Annotated in this window: 11 protein-coding genes; 8 read left to right on the top strand and 3 right to left on the bottom strand. The window is 72.7% G+C overall.

Features of this window, described 5'->3' with window-relative positions:
* Positions 1-155: 155 nt before the first annotated feature.
* From PUR61_RS12325 to PUR61_RS12315, 3 genes are all read left to right on the top strand, one after another.
* Positions 156-1,814, top strand: coding sequence for an MFS transporter (locus tag PUR61_RS12325; RefSeq protein ID WP_329878808.1), 1,659 nt, complete (start codon positions 156-158; stop codon positions 1,812-1,814).
* Between the two features lie 244 nt (positions 1,815-2,058).
* Positions 2,059-2,700: a TetR/AcrR family transcriptional regulator gene (locus PUR61_RS12320; RefSeq protein WP_329878806.1), complete on the top strand. Its 642-nt coding sequence runs from the start codon at positions 2,059-2,061 to the stop codon at positions 2,698-2,700.
* A 264-nt stretch (positions 2,701-2,964) separates the two neighbouring features.
* Positions 2,965-4,014 (top strand): endonuclease/exonuclease/phosphatase family protein, encoded by a 1,050-nt coding sequence (locus PUR61_RS12315; protein ID WP_329878803.1) that lies wholly within the window; start codon positions 2,965-2,967, stop codon positions 4,012-4,014.
* Positions 4,015-4,039: 25 nt separating this feature from the next.
* Here the strand turns inward: PUR61_RS12315 and PUR61_RS12310 are convergent, their stop codons facing one another.
* Positions 4,040-5,797, bottom strand: a complete 1,758-nt coding sequence (locus PUR61_RS12310) for an NAD+ synthase (protein WP_329878802.1) — start codon at positions 5,795-5,797, stop codon at positions 4,040-4,042.
* A 152-nt stretch (positions 5,798-5,949) separates the two neighbouring features.
* Between PUR61_RS12310 and PUR61_RS12305 the strand changes: the two genes are divergently transcribed.
* Both PUR61_RS12305 and PUR61_RS12300 read left to right on the top strand, forming a co-directional pair.
* Complete coding sequence (locus tag PUR61_RS12305; protein ID WP_329878801.1) at positions 5,950-7,311, top strand: glutamine synthetase family protein; 1,362 nt, start codon at positions 5,950-5,952, stop codon at positions 7,309-7,311.
* 166 nt (positions 7,312-7,477) lie between these two features.
* A complete protein-coding gene (locus PUR61_RS12300) occupies positions 7,478-8,689 on the top strand; it encodes a hypothetical protein (RefSeq protein ID WP_329878800.1) in 1,212 nt (403 codons plus the stop codon).
* Here PUR61_RS12300 and PUR61_RS12295 read toward each other — a convergent pair.
* Complete coding sequence (locus PUR61_RS12295; RefSeq protein WP_329878798.1) at positions 8,656-9,825, bottom strand: acyltransferase family protein; 1,170 nt, start codon at positions 9,823-9,825, stop codon at positions 8,656-8,658. The two genes, PUR61_RS12300 and PUR61_RS12295, sit on opposite strands and share 34 nt — an antisense overlap.
* 445 nt (positions 9,826-10,270) lie before the next feature.
* On the opposite strand from PUR61_RS12295, the gene PUR61_RS12290 reads away from it, so the two are divergent.
* Positions 10,271-13,300, top strand: a complete 3,030-nt coding sequence (locus PUR61_RS12290; protein ID WP_329878796.1) for a bifunctional [glutamine synthetase] adenylyltransferase/[glutamine synthetase]-adenylyl-L-tyrosine phosphorylase — start codon at positions 10,271-10,273, stop codon at positions 13,298-13,300.
* 128 nt (positions 13,301-13,428) lie between these two features.
* On the opposite strand, the gene PUR61_RS12285 is transcribed toward PUR61_RS12290, so the two are convergent.
* Complete coding sequence (locus tag PUR61_RS12285) at positions 13,429-14,340, bottom strand: phosphatase PAP2 family protein (protein ID WP_329878794.1); 912 nt, start codon at positions 14,338-14,340, stop codon at positions 13,429-13,431.
* A gap of 319 nt (positions 14,341-14,659) precedes the next feature.
* Between PUR61_RS12285 and pulA the strand changes: the two genes are divergently transcribed.
* The gene (gene pulA, locus PUR61_RS12280) at positions 14,660-20,164 is read left to right on the top strand and encodes a pullulanase-type alpha-1,6-glucosidase (protein ID WP_329878792.1); all 5,505 of its coding nucleotides are present in this window, start codon (positions 14,660-14,662) and stop codon (positions 20,162-20,164) included.
* 546 nt (positions 20,165-20,710) lie between these two features.
* Positions 20,711-23,044: M4 family metallopeptidase (locus tag PUR61_RS12275; protein ID WP_329878790.1), on the top strand; the 2,334-nt coding region annotated here is incomplete at its 3' end.

The following is a 23,044-nucleotide window of genomic DNA, read 5'->3' as shown; positions in this document are numbered from 1 at the left end:
ACGGGCGCGTGCCGGGTGCGGAGCTTTGCCCGGTCTTTACGAAACGGATTCGTCTCGTATCGAAAAGGGCGCTACGCTGACCGAGGGGGTTACGAGACGTAAGCGGCTCGGAAATACCCGCCAGTGTCACGCCGTACCACGGACGGGAAAACCAAATGACCACCGCAGCCGCGCCACCCCGCGTGCCGGAAGCCATCCACCGCCGGCGCTGGGCGATCCTGGGCACTCTCGTGCTCGCCCTGCTCGTCGTCGTGCTCGACAACTCGATCCTCAACGTCGCGATGAAGACCATCGCGTCGCCGGCGCCCACCGGGATCGGCGCCAGTCAGAGCGACCTCGAATGGTCGATCAACTCGTACACCCTGGTCTTCGCCGGGCTGCTGTTCACCTCCGGCCTGCTCGGTGACCGCTTCGGCCGGAAGCGGGCCCTGCTGGCCGGCATGGCGGTCTTCGGGATCGCCTCGCTGCTCTCCGCGATGGCCAGCACACCGGCCGAACTCATCGGCTACCGCGCGCTGATGGGTGTCGGCGGTGCGCTGGCGATGCCCGCCACGCTCGCCATCATCATGAACGTCTTCGAGCGGTCCGAGCAGCCCAAGGCGATCGGCATCTGGGCCGGCGCCGTCGGCCTGGCCATAGCCATCGGCCCGATCACCGGCGGCCTGCTGATCGAGCACTTCTGGTGGGGCTCGGTCTTCCTGATCAACGTGCCGGTGGTGATCGTCGCGCTCGTCGCGATGGTGCTGCTCGTCCCCGAGTCCAAGGACCCGAAGCCGGGCCGGCTCGACCCGATCGGCGTGCTGCTCTCCATCATCGGCCTGGTGGCGCTGATCTACGGCATCATCAAGGGCGGCGAGCTGGCCGACTTCACGGTCGTCGAGGCCTGGGGGCCGGTCCTGCTCGGTGTGCTGGCGCTGGCCGCCTTCGTGGTCTTCGAGAGCCGCACCGAGAGTCCCGCGCTGGACATCAGCTGGTTCCGCAACAGGGTCTTCAGTGCCTCCGTGGTCGTCATCGGCGTGGTCTTCTTCGGGCTGATGGGCGTCTCGTTCTTCGGCGTCTTCTACATCCAGAGCGTGCGCGAGTACACCGCGCTGCAGGCCGGACTGCTGATGCTGCCGCTCGCGGTCGCCCAGCTGCTGTTCGCCCCGCGGGCCCGCCTGGTGGTCGACCGGTTCGGCGTCCGCGCCACCTGCGCCGGCGGCATGGTCCTGATGACGGCCGGCTTCCTCGGCTACATGCTGCTGAGCGCCACCACCCCGATCTGGGTGCTGGTCGTGCTCGGCCTGCTGATGGGCACCGGCATGGCGCACGTCATGCCGCCGGTCACCGTCGCGATCATGGGCTCGCTGCCGCGCGAGAAGGCCGGTGCCGGCTCGGCGGTCAACAACACGTTCCGGCAGGTCGGCGGTTCGCTCGGGGTCGCGGTGCTCGGCGCCGTGCTCTCCGCCGTCTACCGCGACGGCATGTCCGACCGGCTGGCGCAGCTGCCCACCGAGGAGCTGCGGGAGAAGGCGGGCGAGTCGCTGGAGGCCACCCGGGCCGTCGCCGGGCGGCTCGGGGAGAAGGGCCAGGACCTGATCGGCCCGGCGAACGACTCCTTCATCCACGCCATGCACGTGGTGGCCGGGCTCTCCGCCGGGATCCTCGCCGTCGGGGCCCTGCTGGCCTGGTTCCTGCTCCCCGGCCGGGTGCCGGCGGGCGGCCCGGCGGGCGGCCCGGCGGGGCAGGACGGTCCGGGCGCGGCGGCGGCCGGCGGGCAGCGGCTCCCCGGCCAGAGCGGTCCGGACCGGAAGTCCGCCGTCGCGGACGCCTGACCGTTCCGGCGGGTGCCCGGCCGTGCCGGTGGGCACCGGACCGTGCCGGTGGGCGCCCGGCCGTAGCGGCGGGCGGCTGACCTGCGGCACCGCTGAGCGAGAATGGGGGCCCTGCCCGCTTCGGAACGTCCGGAGCGGCGGGGCCGCCGTCCGTACCGGGGTCTCGGCCCGTCCCGGTCGTGGGCGGGAGAACCGGGAGTGGAGCGACGTCGTGTGTCCGCGAGGAGCCAGGGAGAAGAGCGGGATGAAGACGGACCCCACGGCCGAGCCGGCCTCCGTCGGGCCGCGGCGCGGCCGACCCCGCAGCGAGGCCGCCGAGCAGGCCATCTTCGCCGCGGTCGAGGAGCTGATGGCGGCCGGCACCAGCCTGTCCGCGCTGACCATCGAGGGCATCGCCACCGCCGCCGGCGTCGGCAAGGCCACCATCTACCGGCGCTGGCCCAACAAGGAGGCCCTGCTGGTCGACATGCTCCACCGGATGGAGGCGCCGGTCCCCGAGTCGAGCGGCGGCTCCGCGCGCGACGACCTGATCGCGATGGTCGAGTACATGCGGATGCGGGGCCTGGCCAAGCGCTCCCGCTGGGTGCTCAAGGTCGCGCTCGGGCAGATGCAGAGCTGGCCCGAGCTGCACACCGCGTACCGCGAACGGGTGATCGGCCCGCGCCGGGAGCTGGCCCGGCAGGTGGTCCGCCGGGGAGTCGCGGACGGTCTGCTCCGGTCCGACCTCGACGAGGAGCTGCTCGGCGACATGCTGCTCGGACCGATCCTCGCCCGCAGCATCCTCTGGGACGACTCCGACCTGGAGGACCCGGAACTGGCGGTCCGGATGGTCGACGCCGTCCTGGAGGGACTCGGCGGCCCGGCGTTCCGCGCCGGGGGTTCCTGAACCACCCCGGTGGGGCCGGGGCGGGCCGTGACCCGGCCGCCGTCGGTCCGGTCACCGGCCCGCGTCGCCGGTCCGCCCGGGTCGACGTGGCATGGCTCACCAAACCCGGCCGCGCCGGAACCCCGGTCCACCGGCCGGACGTCTGTCCCGGCATAGGCTGAGCCGGGAATCCGACCAAACCGGCACCAGTCCGGCACGTCGCCCGCCGCTCGGCGGCGGCGGACATCGGACCGGACAGACGGCGTGAAAGACGGGAGCCACGGTATGGCGCAGGCGGACAGGACGGATCTCATGGCGGCGGCGGAGGCCGGTGACCAAGGGTCCGCCCGGCGCCCGGCGGCCGGCTTTCTCGCCCTGCGCGGCTGGGGCCGGGACGCCCGGGGGAGCCGTACCTGGCGACGCGGCCTGGTGGTCGCCGCCCTGGCCCTGCTGACCGCGGCGCTGCTGGCGTTCCACGCCGAGGTGCCGAACAGCGTCGGCAACCTGGGCAGCCTGCTGGAGACCTTCCTGCCCTGGCTCGGCCTGGCCGTGCCGGTGCTGCTCGTCCCCGCCCTGCTGCGGCGCTCGGCCACCGCACTGATCGCCCTGCTGCTGCCGGTGGCGATCTGGGTCAACCTGTTCGGCGGCCTGCTCACCGACAAGAGCGGCGGAGCCGGCGACTGGACGGTCCTCAGCCACAACGTGGCCGCCGGGAACACCGACCTGCCGAGCACCGTACGGCTGCTGAAGGAGTCCGGCGCGCAGATCGTCGCGCTGCAGGAGCTGGAGTCCAAGGCGCGGCGCACCTTCGAGAACGAGCTCGCCGACACCTACCCGTACCACGCGGTCGAGGGGACCGTCGGCCTCTGGTCGAAGTACCCGATCGGGGAGGTCGCGGTGGTCGACATCAAGATGGGCTGGACCAGGGCGTTCCGCGCGCAGGTCACCACCCCGCAGGGCCCGGTCGGGGTGTACGTCGCGCACCTGCCGTCGGTCCGGCTCAGGGCCGAGGGCGGCTTCACCGTCAACCAGCGGGACGCCAGCGCCCAGGCCCTCGGCGACGCCATCCAGGCCGACCCCCTGAAGAAGGTCCTGCTGCTCGGGGACCTCAACGGCACCATGAACGACCGCAGCCTGGCCCCGATCACCTCGCAGATGCGCTCGGCCCAGGGCGCCGCCGGCGACGGGTTCGGCTTCAGCTGGCCGGCGGCCCTCCCGATGGCCAGGATCGACCAGATCATGAGCAAGGGCGGCCTGAAGCCGACCGACTCCCGCACCCTGGACCGGGACGGCAGCGACCACCTCGCGGTGGCCGCCACCTACCGGTACCGGTGACCCGGTCCCGCCGTGCCGTTCCCGGTCAGCCGCGCCGCCACCGGTTGGTGATCGGGAGGCGGCGGTCCCGGCCGAAGCCCTTGACCGAGATCTTCGGGCCCGGCGGGTACTGCCGCCGCTTGTACTCGGCGGTGTCGACCAGCCGGACCACCCGGTCGACCACCGCCGGGTCGAAGCCCGCCGCCACGATCGCGTCCCGGCCCTGGTCGCCCTCCACGTAGAGGCCGAGCACGGTGTCCAGGAGGTCGTAGTCGGGCAGCGAGTCGGTGTCCTTCTGGTCCGGCCGCAGCTCGGCGGACGGCGGCTTGCTGATGGTGTTCTCCGGGATCGGAGGCACCTCCCCGCGCCGTTCGGCCTCCTCGTTGCGCCAGTGCGCCAGCCGGAAGATCAGCGACTTGTAGACGTCCTTGATCGGGCCGTACGCGCCCACCGAGTCGCCGTAGAGCGTGGAGTAGCCGACCGCGAGCTCGCTCTTGTTGCCGGGCGCGAGCACGATGTGCCCCTCCTGGTTGGAGATCGCCATCAGCAGGGTGCCGCGCAGCCGGGACTGCAGGTTCTCCTCGGCCAGACCGGTCAGGTCGGTGGCCGCCAGGTAGGCGTCGAACATCGGGGCGATCGAGACCGTCCGGAAGTTCAGGCCGGTGCGGCGGGCCAGCTCGGCCGCGTCGTCACGGGAGTGCTGCGACGAGTAGCGGCTCGGCATCGAGACGCAGTACACGTTCTCCGCGCCGATCGCGTCCACCGCGAGGGCCGCCACCAGCGCCGAGTCGATGCCGCCGGAGAGACCGATCAGCACCGAGCGGAAGCCGTTCTTGCGCACGTACGCCCCGGTACCGGCGACCAGCGCCGCCCAGATCTCGGCCTCGTCGCTCAGCCGCGGCGCGACCTCGGCCCGGGGCGCCGGCGCGGCGTCGGCCGTCCCGGCCGTCCCGGCCAGCTCGGTGCGGACCAGGCGCAGGCCGTCGGCGAGCAGCAGCCCGTCGGTGTGGTCGCTGCTGGCGACCGGCAGGTCGAGGTCCAGGACCAGCAGGTGCTCCTCGAACTGCGGCGAACGGGCCAGCACGTCGCCGTCCGTGCCGACCACGATCGAGTCCCCGTCGAAGACCAGCTCGTCCTGGCCGCCGACCATGTTCACGTACGCGAGCGCGCAGCCGGCCTCGGCGGCCCGGCGCCGCACCAGCTCCAGCCGGACGTCGTCCTTGTTCCGCTCGTACGGCGAGCCGTTGATCACCAGCAGCAGACCGGCCTCGGCCTCGCGGGCCGCGGTCACCCGGCCGCCGTCCTGCCAGATGTCCTCGCAGATCGCGAGCGCGACGTCCACGCCGTGCAGGCGCAGCACCGGCAGCTGGTCGCCGGGCACGAACCAGCGGAACTCGTCGAACACGCCGTAGTTCGGCAGGTGGTGCTTGGCGAAGCGGGTGACCACCTCGCCGTGGAACAGCACCGCCGCGCAGTTCTGCGGCGACCCCGCCGGCCGGCCGAACCGGGGCGAGGCCTGCTCGGACCGCCCGAGGTACCCCACCAGCACCGGCACCTCGCCGAGCCCCTCGCCGGCGAGCCGTTCGGCCAGTTCGACCAGTCCGGACCGGGACGCCTCCACGAACGAACGGCGCAGGGCGAGGTCCTCGACGGGGTATCCGGTGAGGGCCATCTCGGGGAACGCGACCAGCTGGGCACCGGCCTCGACGGCCTGCTTGGTCCAGTGCACCACCTCATCGCTGTTGCGTGCGATGTCACCGACCCACGGGTCGGTCTGGCAGAGGGCGAGACGGAGATTGGGCATGCCCCCGAGTGTAATCGTCGATCTGACGCAATGTCTCGGCCGGGGTTGCCGCTGCCTTCGGCCGCGGCGATCCGCCATGATGGGGGTCAGTCGCTGTCGGGGTGGTTTCCGGGCGTAACACGAACGTAAAGAGCAGAGGTGAGACTGTCCCCATGGGCAAGCAGCAGGAGTTCGTGCTTCGGACGCTCGAAGAGCGTGACATCCGGTTCGTCCGGCTGTGGTTCACCGACGTGCTGGGGTTCCTGAAGTCGGTCGCGGTGGCGCCGGCCGAACTGGAGCAGGCGTTCGAGGAGGGCATCGGGTTCGACGGCTCGGCGATCGAGGGATTCGCCCGGGTCTACGAGTCGGACATGATCGCCAAGCCGGACCCGACCACCTTCCAGATCCTGCCGTGGCGCTCGGAGACGCCCGGCACGGCCCGGATGTTCTGCGACATCCTGATGCCGGACGGCTCGCCCTCCTTCGCCGATCCGCGGTTCGTGCTGAAGCGGACCCTGGAGAAGGCCTCCGCCCAGGGCTTCACCTTCTACACGCACCCCGAGATCGAGTTCTTCCTGCTGAAGAACCTGCCCGGCGACGGCACCGCGCCGATCCCCGCCGACCAGTCGGGCTACTTCGACCACACCCCGCGCGGGGTGGGCCACGACTTCCGCCGCCAGGCGATCACCATGCTGGAGTCGATGGGCATCTCGGTCGAGTTCTCGCACCACGAGGGCGCGCCCGGCCAGCAGGAGATCGACCTGCGGTACGCCGACGCACTCTCCACCGCCGACAACATCATGACCTTCCGTCTGGTGATGAAGGAGGTCGCGCTGGAGCAGGGCGTGCACGCCAGCTTCATGCCGAAGCCCTTCTCCGACCACCCGGGCTCGGGCATGCACACCCACCTCTCGCTGTTCGAGGGCGACCGCAACGCCTTCCACGAGTCCGGTGCGGAGTACCAGCTCTCCAAGGTCGGCCGCTCCTTCATCGCCGGCCTGCTGCGGCACGCCGCCGAGACGGCCGCCGTCACCAACCAGTGGGTGAACTCCTACAAGCGGATCTGGGGCGGCTCGCAGCGCACCGCCGGCGCCGGCGGCGAGGCCCCCTCGTACATCTGCTGGGGGCACAACAACCGCTCCGCGCTGATCCGCGTCCCGATGTACAAGCCGGGCAAGCAGGGCTCCACCCGGGTCGAGGTCCGCTCGCTGGACACCGGCTGCAACCCGTACCTCGCCTACGCGGTCACCCTGGCCGCCGGCCTGAAGGGCATCGAGGAGGGCTACGAGCTCCCGCCCGGCGCCGACGACGACGTCTGGGCGCTCACCGACGCCGAGCGCCGGGCCCTCGGTATCCAGCCGATGCCGCAGAACCTCGGCGAGGCCATCGACCTCATGCAGCGCAGCGAGCTCGTCGCCGAGACCCTGGGCGAGCACGTGTTCGACTTCTTCCTGCGCAACAAGCGCCAGGAGTGGGAGGAGTACCGCTCCGAGGTCACCCCCTTCGAGCTGCGGAAGAACCTCCAGGTGCTCTGAGGCTGACGCCGAGTCAAGGACCCCCGGGCCCGCTGTCGTTCGAATGGATGACGGCGGGCCCGCCGTTCGGGTGGGTGCGAACCCCGATGGCGGAATGTGAGGAGAGTGTGACGGTGGGTTGTGATCCGATAAGCGTGATCAACCCCTCCCACCTGAAGAGGACCGCATGCCCTCCTCCATCGTCAGCCGCGCCGCCGCCTCCCGTCTGATCGCCCGCCGGATCGGGATCGCGGGGGTCGCCGTCGCCGCCGTCGCGGGACAGTTGCTGTCCGGCCCGGTCGCCGACGCCCGCGGGTCGGGCCCGAAGGGCCCGGAGCTGCGCGCCGACACCATCGCCTCGAACCCGCTGCCCTTCACCACCCGGTTCCAGGGAGACTTCCACGGGTCGGTCACCCGGATCAGCAACTCGCTGATGACCTGTGACGAGAGCCAGCCCCCGGTCGACCCGGCGCAGCCCGCCTGCGCGGACGCCCGCACCGGGGCGGGCAGCCGCCCGATCAACAACAACTACCAGATGAAGTACATCAACATCGATCCCGGTTCGGTCGGCCCGCTGGGCGACCCCATCTACTCGGCCAGCTCCGCCGACCTCGGCCTGCTCGAAGGCTCCCAGGTCAAGTACGCCCGGCTGTACTGGGGCGGCACCCGGGGCATCGGCGACACGGTGCTGCCGGAGAGCCAGATCGACGAGATCTACCTGAAGTTCCCGGGCGAGAGCCAGTACCGGAACATCGAGAACGACCAGCCGTCCATCGGCTACATCACCACCACCGAGGAGAGCAGCTACCAGGCCTCCGCCGACATCACGGACCTGGTCAAGCAGCACGGCAACGGCACCTACACCGCGGCCAACATGGACTCCGTGGTCAAGCCGCACAGCTGGGGCGGCTGGACGATCGTGGTCGCGTACGAGAACCCGTGCAAGCCGCTGCGCCACGTCCACCTGTGGGACGGCTTCCAGGTCGAGCTGCCGGACAGCCCGCCGCGCGAGTTCGCACTCGGCGGGCTGCGGACCCCGGCCACCGGTCCGGTCGCGGGCAAGCTCGGCTTCGTGGTCTACGACGGTGACCTGAAGTGGACCGGCGACACCCTCGCCATGAAGTCCACCAACGGTCCGCTGACACCCTTCCAGGACGTGAACCACCCGGTCGACGACTCGTTCAACTCCACCATCGAGGAGCTGGCCCCGGCCGACCAGTTCGCCCGGAACCCGTACAACCGCAACAACTTCGGCTACGACTCCAACCGGTGGGACATCTCGCCCTACCTGCGCAACGGGGACACCGACATCTCCATCAAGTTCGACACCGACAAGGACGGCTACGACCTGGGCGTCTTCTACGCCTACGTGAACCTGGACGGCTCCGCGGAGGGCTGATCCCGCGTCACCGGCGAGCGCCGCTGCCGCACCACCCGCACCGGGTGGCGCGGCAGCGGCGCTCCGCCGTGCCGGGGCGTGCCACGCAGCAGGCGCTCGCAGGGGCGCTCGACCCCGTGGTACAGCGCACCGGCGGCCAGGAGCGAGACACCGGCCAGCAGCAGCCAGACGGCCGCCGTCGCCGCCACGGCCCCGGGCGCGGGCCGGCCGGCCGCGTGCAGCCAGCAGCGGATGCCGATCTCGTGCACCAGGTACCAGGCGTACGACCACTCGCCGAGCCGGACCGCCGTCCGCCCGGCCAGCAGCCGCGGCCCGCCGGCCGGCCCGAGGTCCCGCTGCGCGGCGGCCGTCAGCAGGACGGCGAACAGCGGGGCCGGGAAGAGCTGTGCGGCGCTGTACGGGCCCCACCAGACGGAGTCCGGTGCGGCCGTGTGCCACGGCACCAGCAGCAGGTGCCAGCCGGCCACCGCCGCCGCGGCCGGGGCGAGCGGGACGCGGGGGAGCAGCCCGTGCCGGACGGCCAGCCCGGCGACCACGCCGAGTACGAACTGCGGGGTGCGGGTCAGCGGCAGGTAGTCGAGCAGCCAGCCGCGGACGGCCGGGTCGGCCGGCAGCAGCGGACCGGCCAGCCACAGCGCCGGGCCGGCCGCCGCGCAGAGCGCGGCGAGCGGCGTCCAGAGCCGGCGGCGCCCGGCCAGGGCCCGCAGGAGGAAGGGGAAGAGCAGGTAGAACCAGGCCTCGGCGCCCAGCGACCAGGCGGCCGGGTTACCGCCGAACACCGTCCCGGGGGCCCAGGTGTGCAGGAGCGGCAGCGACCAGAGGACCGCCGCGAGCGGCAGGGCGGCGCCGAGGGCGGCGCCGGCACCGAGCGAGAGCGCGGTGGTGAGCGCGTGCAGCGGCCAGATCCGGGCGAACCGGCGGCGGGCGAAGCGGCCCGGGGCGGTCGGCACGCCGTCGTACGTCCAGGCGAGGACGAAGCCGGAGAGGACGAAGAAGAAGGTCACCCCGCTCCGGCCGTACCAGCCGAGCGGGCCGAGGACGGGCACCTCGCCGACCTTGCGGGCCAGGTGGTAGACGACGACCAGCAGCGCGGCCCAGAACCGGAGCCCGGTGAGCGAGGGCAGGCGGGCGGGCATCGGGGCTCCGGAGGGGCGGGGAGGAAGCGGGGAGGAGGAGGTGGGGAGGAACCCGCAGGAACGGACGGGAACGGACGGGAACGGACGGGAACGAGGACGGGCCGGGTGCGGGAACGGCTCGACTCCGGTTCCAACGATCCGGGGCGGGTCCGGGACACGCGCCCCGAACCCGCCCCGGGCCCGGCGCAGCAGACCGGTGCTCCGGTCGAACCGGACCGTGCCGTTCGTGAAGGCGGCCTCCACCCCGCCGAGCGTCCGTCGGACGCAGGAGACCCGGAGCCCCCCGGCCCGGGCCCGCACACGTCCGGCGAGACGCCGAGCAGCAGCGGGACAGCGGAGTCGGCGGCCGGAACCGGCGGCGGGGCGCGCCCCGGCGGGCCCGGCCGCGTACGCTGCTGTGGCGGGCCCGCCCTGTGGCCGGGAGGGCCGGAAAGCCGGAGGGGCGATGGCGGTGGAGGAACAGCGGGCCGGGAGCCGGGTCAGCCGGCCGGAGGTCAGGCTGGTGCGGCGCGGGTTCACCGACCCCGAGCGGGCGCTGCGGCTGCTCGCCGAACCCGCGCTGGACGGGCTCGCCGGGGACCCGGTGCTGCTGGACGCGCTCGGCGCCACCGCCGACCCGGACCTCGCCCTGCTCGGCCTGGCCCGACTGCTGGAGGCCGCCGACGCGACCGACCGCCACACCCTGCGCGACACCCTGACCACCTCGAAGCCGCTGCGGGACCGGCTGCTCGGCGTGCTCGGCGAGTCCACCGCGCTCGCCGACCACCTGGCCCGGCATCCGCACGACTGGCACATCCTGGTCACCTTCGAGCTCCGCGACATGCACCCCGGGCCGGAGGACTTCCGCCGCGCGCTCCACCAGGGCGTCTGGGAGAACGACGCGGGCGCCCGCAGCCGGGCCGACGCGCTGCGGATCGCCTACCGCCGCTGCCTGCTGGCCATCGCCGCCCGCGACCTCACCGGCACCACCGACCTCGCCCAGACCGCCGCCGAACTCGCCGACCTGGCCGGCGCCACCCTGCAGACGGCCCTCGACATCGCCGCCGAACAGGACCCGGACGCCGCCGCGGTCTGCCGCCTGGCCGTCATCGGCATGGGCAAGTGCGGCGGGCGCGAACTCAACTACGTCTCCGACGTGGACGTCATCTACGTCGCAGAGCCGTGCGAGGGCGCCGACGAGCACGAGGCGCTCAAGGCCGCCACCCGACTCGCCGCCGCGCTGACCCGGCTCTGCGCCGACACCACCGGTGAGGGCACGATCTGGCCGGTCGACGCCAACCTCCGCCCCGAGGGCCGCAACGGACCGCTGGTCCGCACTCTGGCCAGCCACCTCGCGTACTACCAGCGCTGGGCCAAGACCTGGGAGTTCCAGGCACTGCTGAAGGCCCGCCCGGTGGCCGGGGACACCGAACTCGGCGAGGCGTACGTGGCGGCGCTGGCCCCGCTGGTCTGGCAGGCCGCCGCCCGGGAGAACTTCGTCACCGACGTGCAGCAGATGCGCCGCCGGGTGATCGAGTCCATCCCCGCACCCGAGCTGGACCGCCAGCTCAAGCTCGGCCCGGGCGGCCTGCGCGACGTCGAGTTCTCCGTCCAGCTGCTCCAGCTGGTGCACGGCCGCACCGACCCGGCCCTGCGCAGCGGCAACACCCTGGAGGCGCTGGCCGCACTCTCCCGGGGCGGGTACGTGGGCCGGGCCGACGCCGCCTCGCTGGACGCCGCCTACCGGTTCCTGCGCTCGCTGGAGCACCGGATCCAGCTGCACCGGCTGCGCCGCACCCACCTGATGCCCACCGGTGAGGAGGACCTGCGCCGGCTGGCCCGCTCGCTCGCGCCGCTGATCAACGGCGACACCCGGGCCGATCCGGTCGCGGCCCTCCAGCGGGACTGGAAGCGGCACGCCGTCGAGGTGCGGCGGCTGCACGAGAAGCTGTTCTACCGACCGCTGCTGGACGCCGTCGCCGAACTGCCGGTCGGCGCGGCCGGCCTCACCCCGGACGCGGCCCGGGCCCGGCTGGAGGCACTCGGTTACGCCGACCCGGCCGCCGCCCTGCGGCACCTCTCGGCGCTCGCCTCCGGGGTGAGCCGCAAGGCCGCCATCCAGCGGACCCTGCTGCCGGTGCTGCTCGGCTGGTTCGCCGACTCCGCGGACCCGGACGCCGGGCTGCTCAACTTCCGGCAGGTCTCCGACGCGCTCGGCCGGACGCCGTGGTACCTGCGGCTGCTGCGGGACGAGAGCGCCGCCGCCGAGCAGCTGGCCCGGGTCCTGTCGGCCGGCCGGCTCGCCCCCGACCTGCTGCTACGGGCCCCCGAGGCGGTCGCCATGCTCGGCGACCCGCAGGGGCTGGTGCCGCGCGGGCGGGCCGCGCTGGAGCAGGAGGTGCTGGCCGCCGTGGGCCGGGCCGACTCGACCGCCGCGGCGGTGGCCGCCGTCCGCGCGGTGCGCCGCCGGGAGCTGTTCCGGACCGCCGCCGCCGACGTCCTCGGGCGGCTCGGTGACGATCCGGCCGAGGCGCTGGACGCCGCCGGGGAGGCGCTCACCGCGCTCAACGCCGCCACCCTGCAGGGCGCGCTGCGGGCCTGCGTCGCCGGCTGGGAGGCCCGGAACGGGGCGCTGCCGACCAGGATCGCGGTGATCGCGATGGGCCGCTTCGGCGGACGCGAGCTCGGCTACGGCTCCGACGCCGACGTGCTCTTCGTCCACGAGCCGCTGCTCGGATCACTGGAGGAGGACGCGGCCCGGGCCGCCCAGGCGGTCTGCAACGAGCTGCGCTCGCTGCTGGCCGCGCCGTCCACCGAGCCGCCGCTGGAGGTCGACGCCGACCTGCGTCCGGAGGGGCGCCAGGGTCCGCTGGTGCGCACCCTCGCCTCGTACACGGCGTACTACCGGCGCTGGTCGCACGTCTGGGAGACCCAGGCGCTGCTGCGGGCCGAACCGGTGGCCGGGGACGAGGCGCTGGGGGAGCGGTTCCGGCAGCTGATCGACCCGATGCGCTACCCGGGCGCGGGGGTGGCGGAGCGGGACCTGGTGGAGATCCGCCGGATCAAGGCCCGGATCGAGGCCGAGCGGCTGCCGCGCGGCGCCGACCCGACCACCCACACCAAGATCGGCCGGGGCGGGCTGGCCGACGTGGAGTGGACCGTCCAGCTGCTCCAGCTCCGGCACGGGCACGGGCTTCCGGCACTGCGCACCACCCGGACCAGGGCGGCGCTGGCGGCGGCGGTGGAGGCGGGGCTGGTCGAGGAGGCGGACGCGGAGGTGCTGGACGCGGCCTGGGTGCTGGCCTCCCGGGTGCGGTCGGCGGTGATGCTGGTCCGCGGCCGGCCGGGGGACTCGTTCCCCGCGGACGCCCGGGAACTCGCAGGGGTGGCCCGCTACCTGGGGTACGGCGCCGGGCACAGCGGGGAGCTGGTGGACGACTACCGGCGGACCACGCGGCGGGCCCGGGCGGTGGTGGAGCGGCTGTTCTACGGGTGAGACCCGGGCCGATCCGGCACCCCGGGCGACCCTCGGGGGTCGCCCCCGCCGCCGCTCCGCACCGGTGCCCCGGACGGACGGCGAAGGGCCCCGCGAAAGATCGCGGGGCCCGTCGGAAGGTCGGGGGGTCAGCGCCGTCCGGCGGTCACCGAGGACTCGCTCCACTGCTCGGGGACCGTGACCGGTTTCTCCTCGGACGTCTCCCGGGCGGGCACCCTGGGCAGCCGGTAGGGCCAGGCGTGGTAGATCAGCCGGGCGGCGGCGAAGCCGACCGCGAGGCAGACGATGCCGCCCACCGCGTCCATCCAGAAGTGGTTGGCGGTGGCGACGATCACCACCAGGGTGGCCACCGGGTAGAGCAGGCCGAGCACCCGGACCCAGGTCGCGCGGGCGAGGAAGAAGATGGTCAGCCCGCACCAGAGCGACCAGCCGATGTGCATCGAGGGCATCGCCGCGTACTGGTTGGAGACGTGGGTGGCCGGTCCGGAGGCCATCGAGCCCCAGGTGCCGTGCGTCTTCACGGTGTCGATGAAGCCGCCGTCGGTCATCAGCCGGGGCGGCGCCAGCGGGAAGAAGTAGAAGCCGACCAGCGCGATGCCGGTGGTGATGAACAGCACCGTGCGCGCCGCGCCGTAGCGGCCCGGCTGCCGGCGGTAGAGCCACACCAGCACGCCGATGGTCACGACGAAGTGCAGCGTCGCGTAGTAGTAGTTCATCCCCGTGATGAGCCAGCCGACGCCGTCCACCGCGTGGTTCACCGAGCGCTCGACGGCGACGCCGAGGGCGCGCTCGAAGTCCCAGATCCAGCCCGCGTGCTTCTGGGCGATCGACTCCTGCTCGGGGACGGCGTTGCGCACGAGGGAGTAGATCCAGTAACTGAGGCCGATCAGCGCCAGCTCGAACCAGATCCGTGGCCGGGCCGGGGAGCGGCGCTGCTCGCGGACGCGGCTGCGCAGCGCAGCCGTACGGGTCTGGGCCGCGCGGGTGGCTCCGTCGGGCATGCGGCCGCCGTTCTGCTGGATCTCGGTCGGTTCCCCCATGGACGAGAAGTCTGCCAGACGTCCCGTAGCCGTCTGCTCATCCTCCGGAAGTGGATTCTTCACCGGCTGTCCCCCTTCAGGGCTAGGGGGTGTCTCCCGCCGGGGCAGGGTGTACGGGCGAATCTGGTGCGAACCGGCGGGACGGGCATACGTCCCATTGTCACGCCGGGCGGCGCGGGTGGCGCAATCGGGGGTCGGGCGCCGCTGCGGCAGGCGTATTTTCCCCGCCCGAAACCCTTTCTGCATCTTGCTGAAACATATTGCAGGCCGCTAGCGTCCTGGCAACTCGCTCACCCCTTCCCCCGCAAGGGAGCCCTCCGTGGCCGATGTCCCGCCCCGCCGCCGGCGGCGCACCACCCGCAGACCCGGCCGGACGGCGGTGCTGCTCGCCGCCTCGCTGACCGCCGCCACCCTCGGTACCGCCGGCCCGGCCGCACTCGCCGCAGGCCCGCCCGGACCGCCCTCGGACGCCGCGCTCGCCGCCACCGCCGGGCGCCACGACCTGACCCGCGAGCAGTTCTACTTCGTCCTGCCGGACCGGTTCGCCAACGGCGACCGCGGCAACGACACCGGGGGCATCATCGGCACCCGGCTGGACCACGGCCTCGACCCGGCCGACAAGGGCTTCTACCACGGCGGCGACCTGGCCGGCCTGCTCCAGCGGCTCGACTACGTCCAGAATCTCGGCACCACCGCGATCTGGATGGCGCCGCTCTTCCGGAACAAGCCGGTCCAGGGCACGGGCGACAGCGCGAGCGCCGGGTACCACGGCTACTGGATCACCGACTTCACCCAGGTCGACCCGCACTTCGGCACCAACGAGCAGCTCAAGGAGCTGATAGCCGAGGCCCACCGGCGCGGCATGAAGGTCTTCTTCGACGTCATCACGAACCACACCGCCGACGTCATCGACTACCGGCAGCAGCAGTACGGCTACCGCACCACCGGGGCGTTCCCGGTCCTGGACGCCGACGGCCGGCCGGTCGACGAGACCGCGGTCGCCGACGCGAACGCCGCCTGGCCGAAACTGGGCAAGGACTCGTTCCCCTACAGCCCGGTCTTCCGCCGGCCGGCCGACGCCACCGCCAAGACCCCGGCCTGGCTCAACGACCCCGCGCTCTACCACAACCGGGGCGACTCGACCTTCGCCGGCGAGTCCGCGACCGAGGGCGACTTCTCCGGCCTCGACGACCTGGACACCCAGAACCCCAAGGTGGTCAAGGGCTTCGAGAAGGTCTACCAGCAGTGGGTCAGGGAAGCCGGTGTGGACGGCTTCCGGATCGACACCGTCAAGCACGTCAACATGGCGTTCTGGCAGCAGTGGGCACCCTCGCTCAAGGAGTTCGCCGCCAAGCAGGGCAACCGCAAGTTCTTCATGTTCGGCGAGGTCTACTCCGGCGACCCCGCGGTCACCGCGCCGTACGTCACCAGGGGCCGGCTCCAGGCCACCCTCGACTTCCCGTTCCAGAACGCCGCCCGCAGCTACGTCTCCCAGGGCGGCTCGGCCCGCACCCTCGCCGACGTCTACGGCCAGGACTACCGCTACACCACCGCCGACACCGACGCCTACGAGCTGCCGACCTTCCTCGGCAACCACGACATGGGACGGTTCGGCTCCTTCCTGCTCGCCGACGACCCCGGCGCCGACGAGGCCACCCTGCTGCGCAGGGACCGGCTCGGCAACGAGCTGATGTTCCTCACCCGCGGCCAGCCCGTCGTCTACTACGGCGACGAGCAGGGCTTCACCGGCGCCGGCGGGGACAAGGACGCCCGGCAGGACGTCTTCACCTCGCAGACCGCCTCCTACAACACCGACCGCGTGCTCGGCGGCGCCACCGGCCCCGCCGACCGGTACGGGCAGGACGGTGAGCTGTACCGGGGCATCGCCGGCCTGGCGAAGCTGCGCCGCGACCACCCGGCCCTCGCCGACGGCGCCCAGGTCGAGCGGTACGCCGCCGACGGACCGGGCGTCTACGCCTTCTCCCGGATCGACGCCGGGCAGCAGGTCGAGTACCTGGTGGCCGTCAACAACGCCGCCGGACCGAAGACCGTCACCCTGGACACCTTCTCGGCCGGCCAGGGCTTCGACCGGATCTACCCGGAAGCGGGCGAGCGGCTCACCAGCGGCGCCGACCGCAGGCTCACCGTCACCGTGCCGCCGCTCTCCTCCGTCGTCCTCAAGGCCGCCGGACGGATCGCCCCGGCCGCCGCCGCGCCCTCGATCACCCTGCGCGCGCCCGCCGCCGGCTCCACCGGCACCGTCACCGTCGGAGCGGACGTCCCCGGTGGCGGGTTCGACCGGGTCACCTTCGCCGCACAGGTCGGCGACCGGCCCTGGCAGGTGCTCGGCACCTCCGACACGGGCCGCCACGCCGTGACCCAGGACCTCGCCGGCGTCGCCCCCGGCACGCCGGTCCGGTACAAGGCCGTCGTCCAGGACGCGGCCGGCCGGCTGCGCTCCGCCACCGGCGGCTTCACCACCGGCACCCCAGACCCCCGGCCGGTGCCCAGCGCCACCGCCCGCCCGTACGCCGTCGTCCACTACCAGCGCAAGAACGGCGACTACGACGGCTGGAACCTCTACGCCTGGGGCGACCTCGCCGACGGCGAGGCCACCCCGTGGCCGGCCGGGCACGGCTTCACGGGCCGGGACGCCTACGGCGCCTTCGCGTACGTGAAGCTCAAGCCGGGCGCCTCGGACGTCGGCTTCGTCGTGGAGAAGGACGGCGTCAAGGACGTCGACGCCGACCGCCGGATCGACGTCGGCGCGACCGGCGAGATCTGGCTCAAGGAGGGCGACCCGACCGTCCGGACCGCCGACCCCGGGCCGGTGAGCACCCCGCCGGCCGGCACGGCGGTGATCCACTACAGCCGGGCCGACGGCGACTACGACGGCTGGGGCCTGCACGACTGGACGGGCGCCGCCACGCCCACCGACTGGGGCAACCCGCTGATGCCGGTGCGCCGCGACTCCTTCGGAGTCGTCTTCGAGGTGCCGCTCGCCCCCGGCGCGACCAGCCTGAGCTACATCCTCCACCGGGGCAACGACAAGGACCTGCCGAACGACCAGTCCCTCGACCTCGCAGGCACCGGCCGCGAGGTCTGGATCCTCGGAGGCCGCGAGGGCTACCTGCTGCCGCAGACCGCCGCCGCCTCCTCGCAGCTGGACCTCGGCTCGGCCAAGGCCCAGTGGATCGACGCGAGGACGGTCGTGGTCCCGGCGGGCTACGGCGCCACCGACGCCGCCCTCGCCGCCGGCACCAGCGCCCAGCTGGTCTACGACCCCGCCGGCGGCATCCGCACCGAGAAGGGCGCGCTGACCGCGGCGGGGCAGTGGATCCGGTTGGAACCGGTTTCGGGCGGGCTCACCGCCGCGCAGCGGACCGCGTTCCCGCACCTCGCCGGCTACCGGGCGTTCACGGTCGACCCGCGCGACGCCACCCGGGTGGCCGCCGCCCTGCGCGGCCAGCTGCTCTTCACCGAACACCTGCCCAGCGGCGCCGTGCTGGCCGCCACCGGCGTGCAGATCCCCGGCGTCCTCGACGACCTGTACGCCCGGCGCACCGGCAAGGTCGACCTCGGCCCGGCCTACTACCGCGGCAAGGTCGCGCTGTCCCTCTGGGCGCCGACCGCACAGGAGGTGTCCGTCCAGGTCTTCGACTCCCCGGCCGGTGGCACTCCGAAGACGCTCCCGCTGAAGCTGGACGACGAGACCGGCGTCTGGGAGATCGTCCGCGACAAGGCCGAGTTGGACGGCAGGTACTACCTCTACCAGGTCAGGGCCTGGGCGCCGGGCGCCCGGCAGATGGTGGTCAACACCGTCACCGACCCGTACTCGGTCGCGCTCTCCACCGATTCGCGGCGGAGTCTGGTCGCGGACCTCTCCGCCGCGGCGCTCAAGCCCCCGGGCTGGGAGGACCACACCGTCCCGGCGGCCGTCCCGCTCGCCCGGCAGCAGATCCAGGAGCTGCACGTCCGGGACTTCTCGGTGGCGGACGCCACCGTCCCGGCCGCCGAGCGCGGCACCTACCTGGCCTTCGCCGAGTCCGAATCGGCGGGCATGAAGCACCTGCGCGAGCTGGCCCTGGCCGGGGTGACCACCGTCCACCTGCTGCCGACCTTCGACATCGCCACCGTCCGGGAGAACCGGGCCGAGCAGAAGCTGCCCGCCTGCGACCTCGCCGCCCTGGCGGCCGACAGCGACAGGCAGCAGGAGTGCGTGGCCGCCGTCGCCGCCGAGGACGCCTACAACTGGGGCTACGACCCGCTGCACTACACGGTGCCGGAGGGCTCGTACGCCACCGACCCCGAGGGGACCGCGCGCACCGTGCAGTTCCGGCGGATGGTGCAGGCGATCCACGCGGCCGGGCTCCGCGTGGTCCTCGACGTCGTCTACAACCACACCGCGGCCGGCGGCCAGGCCGAGCACTCGGTGCTGGACAAGGTCGTCCCCGGCTACTACCAACGGCTGGACGCCGACGGGAAGGTGACCACGGACAGCTGCTGCGCCGACACCGCGCCCGAGCACGCCATGATGAACCGCCTGGTGGTCGACTCGGTGACCACCTGGGCCCGCGAGTACAAGGTGGACGGCTTCCGCTTCGACCTGATGGGCCTCGACCCGAAGTCCACCATGCTGGACGTGCAGGCCGCGCTGCGCCGGATGACTCCGGAGTCGGACGGTGTCGACGGCAGGAACGTCCTCCTCTACGGCGAGGGCTGGAACTTCGGCGTCGTCGCGGACAACGCCCGCTTCGAGCAGGCTACCCAGCTCGCCATGGCGGGAACCGGCATCGCCACCTTCGACGACCGGCTCCGCGACGCGGCCCGCGGCGGCAACTTCCAGCTCTCCTCCGCCCCGCAGCAGGGCTTCGCCTCGGGCCTGTTCACCGACCCGAACGGCTCGCCCGCCAACGGCACGCCCGAGCAGCAGAGGGCGCGGCTGCTGAAGCAGATGGACCAGTTGAAGGTCGGGCTGACCGGCAACCTGGCCGGCTACGCCTTCACCGACAGCTCCGGACGGGCCGTCACCGGCCGGGAGGTCGACTACAACGGCGCCCCGACCGGCTACGCGGCCAGGCCGGGCGAGGCGGTCGGGTACGTGGACGCGCACGACAACGCCGACCTGTTCGACGCGCTGGCGTACAAGCTGCCGCCCGCCACCGCGCCCGCCGACCGGGCCCGGATGCAGGCGCTGGCGCTCTCGCTGACCGCGCTCACCCAGGGCTCCGGCTTCGCCCAGGCCGGCAGCGACCTGTTGCGCTCCAAGTCGCTGGACGCCAACTCCTACGACTCCGGCGACTGGTTCAACGCCGTCCAGTGGGACCCGGAGCGGGGCAACGGCTGGGGCCGGGGCCTGCCGCCGGCGGCGGACAACCGGGAGATGTGGCCGGCCGCCAAGGCCCTGCTGGCCGACCCGCGGCTGGTCGTGGGCGCCGCGGACATCCGGGCGACGAGCGCGCGGTACCAGGAGTTCCTGCGGATCAAGCGCTCCTCGCCGCTGTTCTCGCTGCCCACCCTGGCCGCCGTCCAGCAGCGGCTCTCGTACCCGCTCTCCGGCACGCCCGGCGAGACCCCCGGGGTGATCACCCTGCACCTGGACGGGGCCGGGTCGGCGGGCGCGGAGAAGGGCGTCACGGTGGTGTTCAACGCGACGCCCACGGCGCAGAGCCAGACGGTCGGCGCCCTGGCGGGCACGGCCCAGACGCTCCACCCGGTCCAGGCCGGCGGCTCCGACCCGGTGGTGAAGCAGGCCGGATTCGCCTCCGCCACCGGCACGTTCACGGTGCCGGGCCGGACGGTGGCGGTGTTCGTGCAGGGCTGACGACCCGACGACGGGACCGGGCCCCGCACCGCTGAACGGCGGTGCGGGGCCCGGTTCCATTCAGGGAATGGAGTTGGCCGAAAACCGACCCTGGCACGGCCGGAAAGGTGATGTGCCGTGCCTGTCGGGCGCTGTCGTCCGGCATCCGGACCCGGCTCCGGACCGGATGCGCTGGTCAGTGCCCGCGGGGGGTGATCGAACCTTTCCGGCGGTGATGAAAACGATCTCCGGTAGTTCCCACGGCCGTAACACGGGTGGCGGTCCGACAGATGTACGGGTCGGTAGCTAATCGGCCAATCCATGGCATGCATCTGTCATTCACGGCTCGTTTGCTGCCACGATTCCTCCGGCTGCAGACGAGGGGGCCCCACCCCCCGGTGCAGCTGTCCCAGGTCAGGTACAGCGCATCCCCCCTGCCAGTACGTCAGCTCCGCAACCGCACCCGCGCCGCGCACCCGGCGGCGGGGGCCCCCACTGAGTCGCGACCCCGCGACCAGGTTCTCTCCACCGTCCGCGAACCCCGCGGCGGTCGGAAAAGGAGTCCGCATGTCCCGTTACGCCCACGCCCGGAAGGCAGCGGTTGTCATGGCCGCCTCCACCGCGCTGCTGGTGACCGGTATCCCGGTCATCGCGCAGGCGGTCACCCCTGACGCACCGGCGATCGTCGCCGCGCAGCAGGCGAGCCGGGCCCAGCTGATCGCCTCCGCGAACCAGCAGACCGCCGGCCTCGCCCAGACCCTCGGCCTCACCGGCGAGGAGAAGCTGGTCACCAAGGACGTCGTCCAGGACGCCAACGGCGCCCGCCACCTGCGCTACGAGCGCACCTACGCCGGTCTCCCGGTGCTCGGCGGCGACCTGATCGTCCACCAGGACGCCACCGGCGCCACCCAGGGCGTGACCAAGGCCAGCGACGCCGTGCTCTCCGGCGTGAACACCTCGCCGAAGCTCGCCGCCCCGAAGGCCCAGGAGGCCGCGCTCGCCGCCGAGGCGGGCTCCTCCCTCGACGCCGCCCCGCGCCTGGTCGTCTGGGCCGCCGACGGCGCCGCCAAGCTCGCCTGGGAGACCGTCGTCACCGGCAAGGAGTCGGACGGCACCCCGAGTCGCCTGCGCGTCGTCACCGACGCCACCACCGGCGCCGTGCTCGGCAAGAACGAGGCCATCAAGACCGGCACCGGCCAGGGCGTCTTCGTCGGCAACGTGCCGCTGACCACCACCCAGAGCGGGTCCACGTACCAGCTCAAGGACGGCACCCGCGGCGGCCAGTACACGACCAACATGAACAACGGCACGACCGGCAACGGCACGCTGTTCACCAAGTCGAGCGACACCTGGGGCAACGGGCAGGCCAGCAACAAGGAGTCCGCCGCCGTCGACGCCCAGTACGGCGCCGCCGCGACGTGGGACTTCTACAAGAACACCTTCGGTCGCAGCGGCATCCGCAACGACGGCGTCGGCGCCTTCAGCCGGGTCCACTACGACAGCGGCTACGTCAACGCCTTCTGGGACGACGACTGCTTCTGCATGACCTACGGCGACGGTGACAACAACACCCACCCGCTGACCGAACTCGACGTCGCCGGCCACGAGATGAGCCACGGCGTCACCTCCGCCACCGCCAACCTCAACTACTCCGGCGAGTCCGGCGGCCTCAACGAGGCCACCTCCGACATCTTCGGCAACGCCGTCGAGTTCTACGCCAACCTGCCCGCCGACAACCCGGACTACCTGGTCGGCGAGCTGATCGACATCAACGGCAACGGCACGCCGCTGCGCTACATGGACAAGCCCTCCAAGGACGGCCGCTCGGCCGACTCCTGGTACTCGGGCGTCGGCAACCTGGACGTCCACTACTCGTCCGGTGTCGCCAACCACTTCTTCTACCTGCTGGCCGAGGGCAGCGGCGCCAAGGTCATCAACGGCGTCAGCTACAACAGCCCGACCGCCAACAACGTCACCGTCACCGGCATAGGCCGGGACAAGGCGCTGCAGGTCTGGTACAAGGCGCTGACCTCGTACATGACCTCCACCACCAACTACTCCGCCGCCCGTGACGCGACCCTCAAGGCCGCCAAGGACCTGTACGGCGAGAACAGCCCCGAGTGGATCGCCGTCGGCACCGCCTGGGCCGGCGTCAACGTGGGCACCGTGCCCCCGAACCCGGGCGGCGTCACCGTCACCAGCCCCGGCAACCAGAGCACCAAGGTCGGCACCGCCGTCAACCTGGCCGTCAAGGCCACCGGCGGCACCGCCCCGCTCACCTACACCGCCACCGGTCTGCCGGCCGGCCTGTCGATCAACGGCTCCACCGGCGTGATCACCGGCACCCCGACCGCCGTCGGCACCTCCAACGTCACCGTGACCGCGAAGGACGCCGCGAACAAGACCGGCACCGCCACCTTCACCTGGACGGTCACCGACACCAGCACCACCTGCACCCCGGCGCAGCTGCTCGGCAACGCGGGCTTCGAGACCGGCACCGCCGCGCCGTGGACCGCCTCCAGCGGTGTCGTCGACAAGTCGGCCTCGCAGGCCCCGCACGGCGGCACCTGGAAGGCGTGGCTGAACGGCTACGGCTCCACCCACACCGACACCCTCTCCCAGACGGTGTCCATCCCGGCCGGCTGCAGGGCCACGCTGAGCTTCTACCTGCACGTCGACACCGGTGAGTCCGGCTCGACCGTCTACGACAAGCTGGCCGTGACCGTCAACGGCACCGCGCTGAAGACCTACTCCAACGTGGACGCGGCCTCCGGCTACCAGCTGCGCACCTTCGACCTCTCGGCCTACGCGGGCCAGTCGGTGACGATCAAGTTCACCGGCACCGAGGACGCCTCGCTGCAGACCAGCTTCGTGATCGACGACACCGCGATCGCCACGAGC

This window comes from Streptomyces sp. BE20, assembly GCF_036322525.1.
In the GTDB taxonomy this organism is placed as follows: Bacteria; Actinomycetota; Actinomycetes; order Streptomycetales; family Streptomycetaceae; genus Kitasatospora.
Note: the sequence above shows the minus strand (reverse complement) of the source record. Positions and strands in the feature narration are given on the sequence as shown.

Excerpts from the sequence above, each read along its gene's own strand:
- PUR61_RS12325 (WP_329878808.1), top strand. The coding sequence starts at position 156 with ATGACCACCGCAGCCGCGCCACCCCGCGTGCCGGAAGCCATCCACCGC.
- PUR61_RS12320 (WP_329878806.1), top strand. The coding sequence starts at position 2,059 with ATGAAGACGGACCCCACGGCCGAGCCGGCCTCCGTCGGGCCGCGGCGC.
- PUR61_RS12315 (WP_329878803.1), top strand. The coding sequence starts at position 2,965 with ATGGCGCAGGCGGACAGGACGGATCTCATGGCGGCGGCGGAGGCCGGT.
- PUR61_RS12310 (WP_329878802.1), bottom strand. The coding sequence starts at position 5,797 with ATGCCCAATCTCCGTCTCGCCCTCTGCCAGACCGACCCGTGGGTCGGT.
- PUR61_RS12305 (WP_329878801.1), top strand. The coding sequence starts at position 5,950 with ATGGGCAAGCAGCAGGAGTTCGTGCTTCGGACGCTCGAAGAGCGTGAC.
- PUR61_RS12300 (WP_329878800.1), top strand. The coding sequence starts at position 7,478 with ATGCCCTCCTCCATCGTCAGCCGCGCCGCCGCCTCCCGTCTGATCGCC.
- PUR61_RS12295 (WP_329878798.1), bottom strand. The coding sequence starts at position 9,825 with ATGCCCGCCCGCCTGCCCTCGCTCACCGGGCTCCGGTTCTGGGCCGCG.
- PUR61_RS12290 (WP_329878796.1), top strand. The coding sequence starts at position 10,271 with ATGGCGGTGGAGGAACAGCGGGCCGGGAGCCGGGTCAGCCGGCCGGAG.
- PUR61_RS12285 (WP_329878794.1), bottom strand. The coding sequence starts at position 14,340 with ATGGGGGAACCGACCGAGATCCAGCAGAACGGCGGCCGCATGCCCGAC.